This is a genomic window from Streptomyces cyanogenus, assembly GCF_017526105.1.
GTDB classification, from domain to species: domain Bacteria; phylum Actinomycetota; class Actinomycetes; order Streptomycetales; family Streptomycetaceae; genus Streptomyces; species Streptomyces cyanogenus.
This window is the reverse complement of record NZ_CP071839.1, coordinates 3,310,070-3,322,999: the sequence shown is the minus strand read 5'-3', so window position 1 is coordinate 3,322,999 and position 12,930 is coordinate 3,310,070. Positions and strand designations below refer to the sequence as shown.

At 71.2% G+C, this 12,930-nt stretch carries 11 protein-coding genes, 1 tRNA gene and 1 pseudogene; 6 read left to right on the top strand and 7 right to left on the bottom strand.

From position 1 onward, the window contains the following. Positions 1 to 472: 472 nt before the first annotated feature. Positions 473 to 694, bottom strand: coding sequence for a hypothetical protein (locus tag S1361_RS14860; protein ID WP_208032326.1), 222 nt, complete (start codon positions 692 to 694; stop codon positions 473 to 475). 163 nt (positions 695 to 857) lie between these two features. Here S1361_RS14860 and S1361_RS14855 point away from each other — a divergent pair, with 163 nt between their 5' ends. Further along, on the top strand, positions 858 to 1,073 hold the full coding sequence (locus tag S1361_RS14855) for a hypothetical protein (protein ID WP_243769175.1): 216 nt from the start codon (positions 858 to 860) through the stop codon (positions 1,071 to 1,073). A gap of 529 nt (positions 1,074 to 1,602) precedes the next feature. On the opposite strand, the gene S1361_RS14850 is transcribed toward S1361_RS14855, so the two are convergent. From S1361_RS14850 to S1361_RS14840, 3 genes are all read right to left on the bottom strand, one after another. Beyond that, the gene (locus S1361_RS14850; RefSeq protein ID WP_208032325.1) at positions 1,603 to 1,770 is read right to left on the bottom strand and encodes a hypothetical protein; all 168 of its coding nucleotides are present in this window, start codon (positions 1,768 to 1,770) and stop codon (positions 1,603 to 1,605) included. Positions 1,771 to 1,931: 161 nt separating this feature from the next. Further along, positions 1,932 to 2,216: a DUF7336 domain-containing protein gene (locus tag S1361_RS14845; RefSeq protein WP_208032324.1), complete on the bottom strand. Its 285-nt coding sequence runs from the start codon at positions 2,214 to 2,216 to the stop codon at positions 1,932 to 1,934. 417 nt (positions 2,217 to 2,633) lie between these two features. Then, a tRNA-Arg gene (locus S1361_RS14840) sits at positions 2,634 to 2,709 on the bottom strand. Between the two features lie 273 nt (positions 2,710 to 2,982). Between S1361_RS14840 and S1361_RS14835 the strand changes: the two genes are divergently transcribed. From S1361_RS14835 to S1361_RS14820, 4 genes are all read left to right on the top strand, one after another. Beyond that, positions 2,983 to 4,590 carry a dynamin family protein gene (locus tag S1361_RS14835; RefSeq protein ID WP_208032323.1) on the top strand — a complete coding sequence of 536 codons (1,608 nt, stop codon included), beginning with the start codon at positions 2,983 to 2,985 and terminating at the stop codon, positions 4,588 to 4,590. 3 nt (positions 4,591 to 4,593) lie between these two features. Then, positions 4,594 to 6,999: a YfjP family GTPase gene (locus S1361_RS14830; protein ID WP_208032322.1), complete on the top strand. Its 2,406-nt coding sequence runs from the start codon at positions 4,594 to 4,596 to the stop codon at positions 6,997 to 6,999. A gap of 326 nt (positions 7,000 to 7,325) precedes the next feature. Then, positions 7,326 to 7,802 carry a single-stranded DNA-binding protein gene (locus tag S1361_RS14825; RefSeq protein WP_208032321.1) on the top strand — a complete coding sequence of 159 codons (477 nt, stop codon included), beginning with the start codon at positions 7,326 to 7,328 and terminating at the stop codon, positions 7,800 to 7,802. A 288-nt stretch (positions 7,803 to 8,090) separates the two neighbouring features. Then, positions 8,091 to 9,449, top strand: coding sequence for a TQXA domain-containing protein (locus S1361_RS14820; RefSeq protein ID WP_243769523.1), 1,359 nt, complete (start codon positions 8,091 to 8,093; stop codon positions 9,447 to 9,449). A gap of 96 nt (positions 9,450 to 9,545) precedes the next feature. Here the strand turns inward: S1361_RS14820 and S1361_RS39205 are convergent. The 3 genes and pseudogenes from S1361_RS39205 to S1361_RS14805 all read right to left on the bottom strand — a co-directional run. Continuing rightward, positions 9,546 to 10,043 (bottom strand): annotated as a pseudogene (locus S1361_RS39205) (HAD domain-containing protein); the annotation flags it as partial. A 46-nt stretch (positions 10,044 to 10,089) separates the two neighbouring features. Beyond that, on the bottom strand, positions 10,090 to 10,575 hold the full coding sequence (locus tag S1361_RS14810) for an MSMEG_6728 family protein (RefSeq protein ID WP_208032318.1): 486 nt from the start codon (positions 10,573 to 10,575) through the stop codon (positions 10,090 to 10,092). A gap of 53 nt (positions 10,576 to 10,628) precedes the next feature. After that, complete coding sequence (locus tag S1361_RS14805; RefSeq protein ID WP_208032317.1) at positions 10,629 to 10,994, bottom strand: hypothetical protein; 366 nt, start codon at positions 10,992 to 10,994, stop codon at positions 10,629 to 10,631. Between the two features lie 268 nt (positions 10,995 to 11,262). Between S1361_RS14805 and ettA the strand changes: the two genes are divergently transcribed. Further along, positions 11,263 to 12,927, top strand: coding sequence for an energy-dependent translational throttle protein EttA (ettA, locus tag S1361_RS14800; protein ID WP_208032316.1), 1,665 nt, complete (start codon positions 11,263 to 11,265; stop codon positions 12,925 to 12,927). The last annotated feature ends 3 nt before the right edge of the window (positions 12,928 to 12,930 follow it).

Genomic DNA, 12,930 nt, shown 5'->3' with positions numbered 1-12,930 from the left:
TCCCATCGGCTCCACCGGCGGCGCGGGCGACCCGACGGCTGCTCGGACTCCTCGCCGGCGAACGCCGGTTGCGCGAGTTCGCCGCGGTGGTACGCGGCGCGTGTGTGGGCTGTCGTGGTCGCCAACGTCGTAGTGCCGGCGGCTGGTTGGTGCATCCGCCGCCGAAGGCAGGGTGCGCCACTCGCAGGCCTGCCTCGCTTCGGCCACAGGTGAGTCATGCAGCAGGCGTTGCCCGTCCCACCGTCATTCGCTGGGGCAAGCTGCCTGCGCGTCCTCGGTCGGAAAGGATTCCTCTTCCCCGAAATCGGGGGCCTGGAAGGGGTTGATGGCCGGAGCGGGCGACGCCGCTGCGGAGCGGCGGGGTTGCCCTTCCGGAGCGGAGAACAGCGATGTCAGATCGATGAGAAGGCTCTCTTTCGGTGCAGGTCCCCGAAGGGGCCTGGGGTGCCGTGACCGGGCACAGCGGTCGGTGCTACAGCTTGGTCATCTTGGCGTACGGGCTCAGGACACGCACTTGCGTCGAGCCGAAGTCCACGAGCGCCGCGACTCCGTCCTCGATGCCGATCACTCGGCCGAGGCCGTACATGTCGTGCGTGACCTGATCACCCATGGCGAAGTGCTTGGGGACCGGTGGAACCGGGGCCTTGAAGGGGCTGGTAGGCAGATGACGCTTCGGCGCAGCAGGCTTGGTCATGGCTCAGTATGAGCCTAGTTGCCTCCCCTTTGCTGTGGCCGTCGGCACAGATCCGGACGAGAACCACCGCTTCACGTCACTGACCTGCGGTTTCCGAGTTCCTGACGAGCCGAAAACGGACCGCAGCTTGAGCGCTGATCCTTGATCGGTGACGATGAGCCCCATGAGTCAGGGCTTACGTCGTATCAGCGGACTGACGGTCCTCGTCGCGGGCATCGCGTTGGGTGCCTGGGTCGTCTTCGGGGCTCCGCACCATTGGCACGGGGCCAAGGCTCTCGGGCGTCTGGCACTCGGGCTGGGAGCTATGGCGATGGTCAGCGGTTCACCGCGGCTGATCTTTCCCGACACTCCGCAGGGCGGTCATCGCACCGGAACCTGACGCACCCGTGCGAAGGCTGGTCCGTACGCCCACGGATACCGGGGCGCCGGGCGTTGGCTGATCTTCCCCGGGCCGAGAGCTCCGGCACGCATGCGAACCGGCCGGCGTGCGAAGACGCGGGGCAGCCGGACGGCCCCGGAGCCGGCCCCTGATCACCAAGCGGGCGGGCGGGGATGCGTCGTGGCCGACGCCATCCGCTCTGACGCAAAAGCCCTCCCTCCGGGAGGGCTGAGGGTGGGCGCCCCGGCAGGACTCGAACCTGCGGCCAAGCGCTGGGAAGATGCGCGCACGCCCTAGTGAGGAGCTCCGATCGTCCTATGCCGGCATCGTGCCGGGCCGCCGAAAACCACTGCCGTCCGCCGTCGTAGCCGTCAGCACTGCCGTCACTCCCGTCGGCGCCGCCACCGTGCGACCACCGCATCAGGAGTTGGACGGGAGGGCGGTCGCCGCCCTGGACTGCCATGGCGTCGTGGCCATGTCCAATCCGTCCGGAGCCTTCGGCATCCGCTCGCGTCTGCCGTCGTTGATGTCAGCTCTGGATGTCAGGAGGTGTGGTCACAGGACCAGCCTTCTCCCGCTTGTCGCGCCTGACGCTCTTGATCCAGTCACGGACGCCGAGCATGTCCACGACGAAGGAAGCCGCCGAGCCGACAGTTCTCAGCACGCGGGTCACCACCGATGCTGTCAGGTCTTCCATGTGCGCTCCTGGCTGGTTGCGGCTCCGACCGGGGGTTCACTGCTGGCGGCGGTGGTGCGTCTGTCACATCGGTCGGCGTTGAGTGTCCTCGGGCAGCTTCTCTGGGGCCTGGGGCTTACCTGACCACGGAACGGCATCCCACCGAGACCCTGTCCACGGGCCTACTCGCCCGGCGGAACTCGGACGAACCCCTCGGTCCAATCGTCCTCATCGAGCTCGCAGGCGTCGAAGTAGAAGCATTCGGGTTCATCACGGAAGCCCGGTAGCAGTCGAGCCTGACGGACGCGCTCTTCAACCCGTTCAAGGGTTGAGTAGATACCGAGCAGTTTTACGTCGTCGCCGTCCGACTCGTCGCAGAAGACGCCGCTCTCGTCGACGTGCACTGTCGAGCCGTCGTCGCCAGCTTCGTTCTGGTGGCCGACATGCCACAGCGGATACACGATCACGGGCGGAAGCTACCAGCACTTGAGTTCGTGGACGTTCGGCGCCCGTCACCGTTCGCCCCCGTGCCCGTGTTGGAATGCGCCCGCTGCGTGCGGCGACGGACGGGCGGCGACGTGCGGCCGGTGGCGAAGACAGGCGAGGCGTCGCGGCCCTCGGGTCTTGATCCGACCCACCGGAAGTTGGTGGCGGTGGGGTGGGGCCGGGAGCGGCCGTTGGTGCGCTTGGGCGGAGGGTGCCGCGGTCGGGTTGACGATGATCCAAGAGCGCCGTTGGCCGCCGGACCAGCGAGCGAAGCGAGCCTTGATCGGCTGGGCAGCCTGCTGGACGAGTGACGGGGCCGTTGCCGTCAGCCTTGCCGTCAGAGACACGAAACGCCCTGGAGGAAAGATCCCCTCCGGGGCGTTTTTGCTGGTAGGAGGTGGCGCCCCCGGCAGGACTCGAACCTGCGGCCAAGCGCTTAGAAGGCGCCTGCTCTATCCACTGAGCTACGGGGGCGTGGTGGCGGAACCAAGGATAAAGCTCCCTGTTCCTCGACCCTGTCGCTTCGCCTCCGTGGCTCGATGTGGAGGTTCGGTGAAGCGGTCCTGATAATCGCAGGCAGGTACGAATCGTGCACCGCTTTTGGCGTCCGACGCACCGGGTGTTGTGTACTCGTTATGCCTGGCCTGTGCCCATGTCCCGGTCGTCCCTTCCGTCCGTTCTGTTCTGTCGGCGCGCAGACATGTCTATATGCTTCAGAATTCCCCTAAAATTGGGCATTCTTCGCATGTGGTGACCTTGGACGTACGGCCTCAGCTGCTCGACACACTCTCCGCTCTGCGCGACCGTGTCGCCGCCGCACGCTTTCCGCTGCCCCTCGTGGGGGCGCCACGCGCGCGTGCCAACCGCGACGAACTCCTCGCACAGCTCGACGACTACCTAGTACCGCGGCTACGGGACCCCGAGGCGCCGCTGCTGGCCGTCGTCGGCGGCTCCACGGGCGCGGGCAAGTCGACGCTCGTCAACTCCCTCGTCGGCCGGCGCGTGAGCGAGGCCGGTGTGCTGCGGCCGACCACCCGGACGCCGGTGCTGGTCTGCCATCCGGAGGATCATCACTGGTTCAGCGGCATGCGCGTGCTCCCCCATCTCACACGCGTGTGGGTGCCCCACCAGGACCCCGCCGACGAGTTCATGATCTCCGACGAGAACCCCGCGCGCGTGGTGCGCGTCGAGACCGCCGACACCCTCCCGCGCGGGCTCGCCCTCCTTGACGCCCCCGACATCGACTCACTGATCGCGGACAACCGCGTCCTCGCCGCGGAACTGATCTGCGCCGCCGACATCTGGATCATGGTCACCACGGCCGCCCGCTACGCCGACGCCGTCCCCTGGCACCTGCTGCGCACCGCCAAGGAGTACGACGCGACCCTCGTCACCGTCCTGGACCGGGTTCCCCACCAGGTCGTCTCCGAGGTCTCCCGGCAGTACGGCGCCCTGCTCACCAAGGCCGGACTCGGCGACGTACCCCGCTTCACCGTGCCCGAGCTGCCCGAGTCCGCTTGGGGCGCCGGCCTGCTGCCCGCCACCGCCGTCGCGCCCCTGAAGAGCTGGCTCGTCCATCACGCCCAGGACCCCGCCGCCCGGCAGCACGTCATGGCCCGTACGGCCTACGGCGTCCTCGACTCGCTCAAGGCGCGCATGCCCGAGCTGGCCAGCGCCGCCGCCGCCCAGTACGCGGCGGCCCTCCGGCTCACCTCCGCCGTGGAGGCCGCCTACGACAAGGAGCACGCGCGCGTGCGGGCCCGCCTCCAGTCCGGCGCCGTACTCGCCGGGGACGCCCTCAAGCGCTGGCGCGCCTTCCCCCTGGACTGCACCGCCGGGGAACTCCTGGACGCCCTCGTGGAGAGCCTGGCCGCGCTCCTGCTGTGCGCGGTCACCGCCGCCGACGAGCGCGTCGACGACGCCTGGCGGCGCGAGCCCGCCGCCGACGCCCCGCAACTCGCCGGCCGCGAGGCCTCCCTGGAGCGGGCCGAGCACCGTATCGGGCTCGCGGCCCGGCGCTGGCGGCGCGAGCTGGAGGAGTACGCGGAGGACGAGGTACGGGTCCTGGAGCGCACCGGCGCGCCCGACCCCGAGGTGGTCGCCGCCCTCGTCGCCACGGCCGTACTGGGCGGCCGCCGGGCCCGTACGGCGGGCGAGGGGCTCGCCGAACGGCTCGGCGCCCACGGCGTGCTGCGGCTGCGCGACCGGGCCGGACGGCTGCTCGCCGAGCACGTCGATCGTGTCATGCACGCCGAACGCGAGCGGCGCCTCGCCCCGCTGGACGCCCTGGACGTCCATCCCGAGCCCCAGGCCGAACTCATCGCCGCGCTGTCGGTACTGCAGAAGGAGAGGTGACCGGTGACCGCCGTCACTGACCACGACCACACGGAACACACCGAGCACATGAGGCGCATCGACCACGGCGACCACGGCGGCGACGGCGGCGTGGGGAGGGAGCACAGCGGTCACGTCGGGCACGCCAGGCACACCGATCACGGCGGTCACACCGGTTCCGGTGCCGTGGACGGCACCGGGCGCGCGGGCGGCTTCGCGGAAGCCCGCCTGAGCTTCGTGAAGGAGGACGGTCCCGGCAGCGAGGGGACTTCCGGTGATCGTCCCGCCGGCGGCGGTCGCTCCGACGGCGAGGACACGGGCAAGGCCAAGGAGAAGCGGGAGAGCGAGCGCGGCGCGGCGGACGGGACCGAAGCCGGCGACGGCAGCCGCACGGACCTCGTCGGCGGGCGCCCCGCGCGCGTGCAGAGCGACCACGAGGGCCACGCGCGCGTGCAGGACGAGAACGCTCGCCCCGCGCGCGTGCAGGACGGCAATGAACACCCGGCGCGTCTGCAGGATGACCACGAGCGCCCCGCGCGCGTGCAGGGCGACAACGAGGGCCCCGCGCGCGACAACGAAGGCCCCGCGCGCGGGAACGGTGCCGAGGAGGGCGGTGTCTCCGTCCCCCGGCCGCACGCCCACCCGTCGAAACCCCGCCCCGCCGCCGACGCCGCGCCGCCCAAGACCGACGCCGAGTCCGACTCCTCCTCGGAGGCCTGGGACGACGGGCTCATCGCCCGGCGCGTCACCGAGGCCAACGCCGCCGCCCTCGCCGCCGAACGCGCCTCCGCCGGGGAGCCGGCGCACCGCGGACCGGGCGGCCAGAGCCCGGCCCCGCTGGCGTACGACGGCCCGCTGCGCTCCCGCCTGGACGCCCTGCGCGAACTCGTCGGGCTCTCCCGCACCCGCCTGGACAACCGCGCCCTCGCCGAGGCGGGCCGGGTCCTGGACGAGGCCGCGGCGCGCCGCAAGCTCTCCGGCCGGCACACCGTCGTCGCCCTCGCCGGCGCCACCGGCAGTGGCAAGTCACAGCTGTTCAACGCGCTCGCCGGCGTGCCCATCTCGGAGACCGGCGTACGACGGCCCACCACGGCCGCGCCCATCGCGTGCAGCTGGAGCGACGGCGCGGCCGGCCTCATCGACCGGCTGGGCATCCCGGGCCGGCTGCGCCGCCGCCCGCTGCACAGCCCGGACATCGAGGGGCCGTTGCGCGGGCTGGTCCTGGTCGACCTGCCCGACCACGACTCCGCCGCCGTACAGCACCGCGAACAGGTCGACCGGATCCTGAAACTGGTCGACGCGGTCATCTGGGTGGTCGATCCCGAGAAGTACGCCGACGCCGTCCTGCACGAGCGCTATCTGCGGCCGATGGCCGGCCACGCGGAGATCATGTTCATCGTCCTCAACCAGGTGGACCGGCTGCCCGGGGACGCCGCCGACCAGGTCCTGGACGATCTGCGCCGGCTGCTGGACGAGGACGGCATCGCGCTCGGCGAGCACGGCGAACCGGGCGCCACCGTGCTCGCGCTGTCCGCGCTCACCGGCGACGGCGTCGGCGAACTGCGCGAGGTGCTCGGCCAGTTCGTGGCGGAGCGCGGCGCCGCGGCCCGCCGGGTGGCGGCCGACGTGGACGCCGCCGCGGCCGAGCTGCGGCCCGTCTACGCCACCGGCCGGCGGGTCGGCCTGAGCGAGGAGGCGCGCGAGGAGTTCGCCGCGCGGCTCGCGGACGCGGTGGGTGCCACCGCCGCGGGCGAGGCCGCCGAGCGCGCCTGGCTGCGCAACGCCAACCGGGCGTGCGGCACACCCTGGCTGCGGCTGTGGCGCTGGTACCAGGGCCGGGGCGATTCCACGACGGGCCGCCACACCGTGCGCACCCAGGCGGACGAGGAGGCCACGGCCCGCCAGAGCGTCGAACAGGCGGTCCGTACGGTGTCCGACCGGGCCTCGGCCGGGCTGCCCGCGCCCTGGGCCCAGGCGGTGCGCGAGGCGGCCGTACGCGGCTCCCAGGGACTGTCCGAGGCACTGGACGACCTGGCGGCACGGGCCGGACTGCCGCCGGGCCGCCCCCCGCGGCCGGGCTGGTGGCCGGTGGCCGTACTGATCCAGGCGGCGATGACCCTGCTGCAGATCGCCGGCGGTGCGTGGCTGGCGGGGCAGATCGCCGGGGTGATGGCACCCAACCTGGGGGTTCCGGTGCTGCTGATGGTGTGCGGGATCATCGGCGGCCCGCTGGTGGAGTGGGCCTGCCGGATGGCGGCCCGGGGGCCCGCACGGCGCTACGGCCAGGAGGCGGAACGGCGGCTGCGGGAGGCGGCGGCGAGCTGCGGCCGGGCCCGAGTGCTCGATCCGGTGGCGTCGGAGCTGCTGCGGTACCGGGAGGTGCGGGAGCAGTACGGCAGGGTCGTGCGGGCGGGATCCGGGATGGGCTGAGCAGGGCCGCCGAGGGGGGAGGGGGCGGAGGACGGCTGAGGGGCCGCGGAGGCGAGACGTCACCCGCCCGGGTGGCGGAGTTTTCCACAGGCGGCTGGTGGTCCACAGCGCTCAGCGGGCTCGGCCCGGCGGAGGCAGTCTGAGGTCCCGGCGGTCGCACGACGGGTCCGGCCGCAGACGCGGCGGGCGGAGCGGGCGGTCGCGGGGACGTGCGGGCACGTACGGCAGTCGTACGCGCCGGCACGGCAGACGCAGCCGTACGGGACGGGCCCGTACGCGTGTCCGCCCGGCCGGAAGAGCACCGGGCGGGGGAGGGGAGCGAGGACATGAACGAGACCATCGTCTGTGTGGTGGGCAACGTGGCGACCCAGCCGGTGTACCGCGAGTCGGCGGCGGGGCCGTCGGCACGGTTCCGGCTGGCGGTGACCGCGCGCTACTGGGACCGGGAGAAGAGCACGTGGACGGACGGGCACACCAACTTCTTCACCGTGTGGGCCAACCGGCAGCTCGCGGTCAATGTGGCCGCATGTGTGGAGGTGGGCCAGCCGGTCGTCGTCCAGGGCCGGCTGAAGGTGCGCACGGAGGTGCGGGAGGGGCAGCAGCAGTGGGTCTCCGCCGACATCGACGCCGTCGCGATCGGGCACGACCTGTCGCGCGGTACGGCGGCCTTCCAACGCGCCGTCAAACCGGAGGCGCCGCCGACCGCCGTGCGGCCCGAACCGAACTGGAAGACACCCGGCCCGGCGGACCCGCAGGACGGCCTGACCCCGCAACAGGAGCGGGGGGAAATGGCGGTGACGTGACGTCAGCCACGCGCCGCCGCTCCGCGCAACACACCGTACGAACCGGTGGATTTGTCGATATGGCCAGCTCAAGAGCCGTCCCGGCGATAACGATTGCGGATCGGATCGGCCATCGGATGATCCGACCGCCGGGAGAGGGTCCGGCTGATCCATAGGATGCCGGGCGTGCCCCTAGGGGCTGCCGATTCTGCTGGTGGGACCGTCCCCACGTCCAACGGGTCCTGCTCGAAGGGGAATTCTGTGCTTGCTGCGCTCTCTGGGTTCTGCCGGTCCACCGGAACGGCCCGCCTGGCCGCCGTCACCACGGTGTCCGGACTCGTGGCGGCCGGCGTGCTGTCCGGCGCCGGGACGGCCGTTGCCGACGAGAGAGCGCAGACACAGGGCGGGGCGGCGGCCACGCTCAACGGCCTGAAGACCTACGGCGAAGCGGTGATCCACGAGAACGGCGCCGACCAGCGGGTGTCCGCGGGCCTGTTCGAGATGTCCGTGGACGGCGGCGGCACCCTGCAGACGTACTGCGTCGACCTGTACAACCCGACCCAGCGGGACGCCCGGTACCAGGAGACGCCCTGGAGCGGCACCTCGCTGGGCGCCAACAAGGACGCGGGCCGGATCCGCTGGATCCTGCAGAACTCCTACCCCCAGGTCAACGACCTCGCCGCACTCGCCCGGCGGGCGGGCGCGAGCGGGCTGACCGAGCAGGACGCGGCGGCCGGCACCCAGGTGGCCATCTGGCGCTACTCCGACGGCGCGAAGGTCGACGCCGCCGACCCGCAGGCCGAGAAGCTCGCCGACTACCTGGAGAAGAGTGCCCGGGGCGTCGCCGAGCCGCAGGCCTCGCTCAGGCTGGACCCGCCCGCCGTCTCCGGGCGGCCGGGCGACCTGCTCGGACCGGTGACCGTGCACACCAACGCGGCCGCGGTCACGGTGAGCCCGCCGGCGGACGCCGCCACCAGCGGGGTGCGGATCATCGACAGGACCGGCAAGGTGATCACCTCGGCGAAGGACGGCAGCCGGCTGTTCCTCGACGTCCCCGAGGACGCGGCGGACGGATCGGCCCAGCTGTCCGTGCAGGCGTCGACCACCGTGCCGGTGGGCCGGGCCTTCGCCTCGGAGAGCCGCAGCCAGACCCAGATCCTGGCCGGTTCCAGCGAGTCCACGGTCTCCGCGACGGCGACGGCCGGCTGGGCGGCCGAGGGCGCCGTACCGGCGGTCTCGGCCCGCGAGAACTGCGCCAAGGGCGGTGTGGACATCACCGCGGTCAACAAGGGCGACGCGCCGTTCACCTTCACGCTGATGGGCGCCGAGCACACGATCCCCGCGGGCATGTCCCGAACGGTGACCGTGCCGCTCCAGGAGGACCAGGCCTACGACTTCACGATCACCGGCCCGCACGGCTTCAGCCACCGCTTCACCGGCGTCCTGGACTGCAAGACCCAGGGTGCGCTCACGACGGAGACGGCCCAGCTCCGCAGCGAGCCCAGCCCCGCCACGGTGGGTGGCAGCACCGTCCCGGACACGGACCTGGCCGCGACGGGCGGCTCAGCGATCACCCCGCTGATCGCGGGCGTGGCCATCGGCCTGGTCGTGATCGGCGGCGCGGTCCTGATCGTGCTGCGCCGCAGGGAGAACCCGACCGGGGAGTGACCCGGTGAGGTCCGGCGGCTCCGGCCCGGCCGGGCCCGAGGGACCGCAGCTTCCGGACGCCGGTGACCGCGGCCGCCAGGCGCCTGCGGCCGGGGTTGGTGCGGCGGTGCCGAGCCAGGCGGCGAGCGCGGCGAAGTCGGCGTCCGTGAGGCCCTCGGCCGGGTCGACGCGGTGCAGGAGCGACGGCCCGGGATGCTGGGCGGCGACCCAGAGACGGTCCATGGCGCCGATCTCGTCGTCCACCCAGACGAACGGCCGGCGGCCGGCCCACGCGAGAAGGGGGCGGGTCTTCCAGTGCAGGCCGCGCGGGCCGTCGTCGGCGCAGGTGTCCGGCCACTCCACCACGGGCAGCCTCGGCAGCCCGAGGCGTGGGGCGACCGTCTCGTTCGCCTCCTCTCCCCAGGTCGAGGCCCACACGAGCCGGCAGCCCAGGGCCAGCAGACGCGGCCCGGTCCGCGGGTCGAGCCGCTCCAGCAGCGGATTCCCCCGAGGGCCGGCGGGCGCGCGGCGGTGAGCACCGGCCGACGGCCCGAAAGGGATGAGCGGCCCGTCGATGTCGAGGAAGAGAAGGGGACACCACGCCGCGCCGGTCACGGCGGCGGCCCGGTCGCGCGCAGGACAGCAGGCGGGAGTCCCATTTTCACGCCCCGGAAAGCGGCTCGCCCGAACGGTCCGACGTCGGCCAGAGGTACGGCAGATCGTTCGGCACATCGGGAAAGAGCGGTGCGTAGGTGGCCGGGTCCTTGCGGACCAGCGCTGACCGATGGCTGCGGTGAAACGCATCGTCGCCCAGCCAAGGAGGCAGTTCCCCGGCGGCCGCCAGAAGTGTTTGATGGCGGACCGGTGCACCGGGACGGAAGTCGAGGAGATCGGCGACCAGTGTGGCCGCACAGCTGTCCTGATGGCCGTGTTCACGCCATACCTTGCACACGTCCAGGCCATAGCGGACCAGCGCTTCCTCGTATCCCGCCCACATGCGCACCGCCGGGTGGTGGCGCCATCCGTAGCCCGGTACGACAAGGCCCCGAAGGACCTGCAATGCTTCGACCCGCTGTTTTCCCAGTCTCCGACGGTCCAGGGCCAGGGCCGAGGACCTGAAGTCGGGATAGGGAAGAAAAGTCTGCATGCCGTCGTCCCTGTCAGGCAGGGAGCCTCCTTGCAGAACGGGGAGGCCCAATATTACCGCCCAAAGGGGGACTTTCCGGTATCCGGCCGATCATGTGCGGAGCCGGATGACGGCACGCTGGATACACGCAGCATTCCGCGCACGTCCTCATAGCGGTCCACGAACGCCCGGATCTCCCGTTCGGTGCCACCGGTGAAGATCAGCCATGGCCCGTCCACCACCACAGGGTCCCCCCACCCCACCTCGACGTCGGGTTCGCAGGGCGGTGGTGGTGTCCAGTCGGGATCCAGTGCGGCAATGGCGGCGAACAACCGCTCATGGGAAAGTCCATTGAGCAGCATGCCGTCGCCGCCAGGCCGGCGGAACACGGTGCCCTCACCCCATACGAACCACGTATCGGCCTCGTCGTGCGACATCATCCCGCCCTGTTCCTCGTGTCGTGCCCGGACGTGCCCGTCCAGCCCGCCGTGGTGCCCCCTTCGAACCGTCCCTGGGCCGTCCCTGGGCCGTCCGAGGTTCCCCAAGGACACTCACCGGCGACCGACAGCGACGGACGAGCCACGGTCGGCAGCGGCGAAGCGCCAGGTCACAGACTCCCGGCCGGACGGGTTAACACCCAAGGCTGGCGGTCAGGCAAGATGGGGTGTATCTGCCCACTGCCAGATTCAAGCTGCCGGACGGTTTCTCTTGGCTGAGTTCATTTACACCATGCGCAAGGCGCGCAAAGCGCACGGCGACAAGGTGATCCTCGACGACGTCACCCTGAGCTTCCTGCCGGGGGCGAAGATCGGTGTCGTCGGCCCGAACGGTGCCGGTAAGTCGACCGTGCTGAAGATCATGGCGGGGCTGGAGCAGCCGTCCAACGGTGACGCGTTCCTGTCGCCCGGCTACACCGTCGGCATCCTGCTGCAGGAGCCGCCGCTGACCGAGGACAAGACCGTCCTGGAGAACGTCCAGGAGGGTGTCGCCGAGATCAAGGGCAAGCTCGACCGGTTCAACGAGATCGCCGAGCTGATGGCCACCGACTACTCGGACGCGCTGCTGGAGGAGATGGGCAAGCTCCAGGAGGAGCTGGACCACGCCGAGGCCTGGGACCTGGACGCCCAGCTGGAGCAGGCCATGGACGCCCTCGGCTGCCCGCCCGGCGACTGGCCCGTGACCAACCTCTCCGGTGGTGAGCGCCGCCGCGTCGCGCTGTGCAAGCTCCTGCTGGAGCAGCCCGACCTGCTGCTCCTGGACGAGCCCACCAACCACCTCGACGCCGAGTCGGTGAACTGGCTGGAGCAGCACCTGGCCAAGTACCCGGGCACCGTCGTCGCGATCACCCACGACCGGTACTTCCTGGACAACGTCGCCGAGTGGATCCTCGAACTCGACCGCGGCCGCGCCTACCCGTACCAGGGCAACTACTCCACCTACCTGGAGACCAAGGCCGCCCGTCTGAAGGTCGAGGGCCAGAAGGACGCCAAGCGGCAGAAGCGGCTCAAGGAAGAGCTGGAGTGGGTCCGCTCCAACGCCAAGGGGCGGCAGGCCAAGTCCAAGGCCCGTCTCGCGCGGTACGAGGAGATGGCCGCCGAGGCCGACAAGATGCGGAAGCTGGACTTCGAGGAGATCCAGATCCCGCCGGGCCCGCGCCTGGGCAACGTCGTGGTCGAGGTCAACGACCTGCACAAGTCCTTCGGTGAGAAGGTGCTGGTCGACGGGCTGTCGTTCACGCTGCCGCGCAACGGCATCGTGGGTGTCATCGGCCCGAACGGTGCCGGTAAGACGACCCTGTTCAAGATGATCCAGGGCCTGGAGACCCCGGACTCCGGCGACATCAAGGTCGGCGAGACCGTCAAGATCTCGTACGTCGACCAGAGCCGCGAGAACATCGACCCCAAGAAGACGCTGTGGGAGGTCGTGTCCGACGGGCTCGACTACATCAACGTCGGCCAGGTCGAGATGCCGTCCCGGGCGTACGTGTCCGCGTTCGGCTTCAAGGGCCCGGACCAGCAGAAGCCGGCCGGTGTCCTCTCCGGCGGTGAGCGCAACCGGCTCAACCTGGCGCTGACCCTGAAGCAGGGCGGCAACCTGCTCCTCCTCGACGAGCCCACCAACGACCTCGACGTCGAGACGCTCTCCAGCCTGGAGAACGCGCTGCTGGACTTCCCCGGCTGCGCCGTCGTCGTCTCCCACGACCGGTGGTTCCTCGACCGCGTCGCGACGCACATCCTCGCCTACGAGGGTGAGTCGAAGTGGTTCTGGTTCGAGGGCAACTTCGAGTCGTACGAGAAGAACAAGATCGAGCGGCTCGGCCCGGACGCCGCGCGTCCGCACCGCGCCACCTACAAGAAGCTGACCCGGGGCTGATCG

Bases quoted from the DNA above. Each gene is read 5' to 3' on its own strand.
- S1361_RS14860 (WP_208032326.1), bottom strand. From the start codon at position 694: ATGACCAAGCCTGCTGCGCCGAAGCGTCATCTGCCTACCAGCCCCTTC.
- S1361_RS14855 (WP_243769175.1), top strand. From the start codon at position 858: ATGAGTCAGGGCTTACGTCGTATCAGCGGACTGACGGTCCTCGTCGCG.
- S1361_RS14850 (WP_208032325.1), bottom strand. From the start codon at position 1,770: ATGGAAGACCTGACAGCATCGGTGGTGACCCGCGTGCTGAGAACTGTC.
- S1361_RS14825 (WP_208032321.1), top strand. From the start codon at position 7,326: ATGAACGAGACCATCGTCTGTGTGGTGGGCAACGTGGCGACCCAGCCG.
- S1361_RS14810 (WP_208032318.1), bottom strand. From the start codon at position 10,575: ATGCAGACTTTTCTTCCCTATCCCGACTTCAGGTCCTCGGCCCTGGCC.
- S1361_RS14805 (WP_208032317.1), bottom strand. From the start codon at position 10,994: ATGATGTCGCACGACGAGGCCGATACGTGGTTCGTATGGGGTGAGGGC.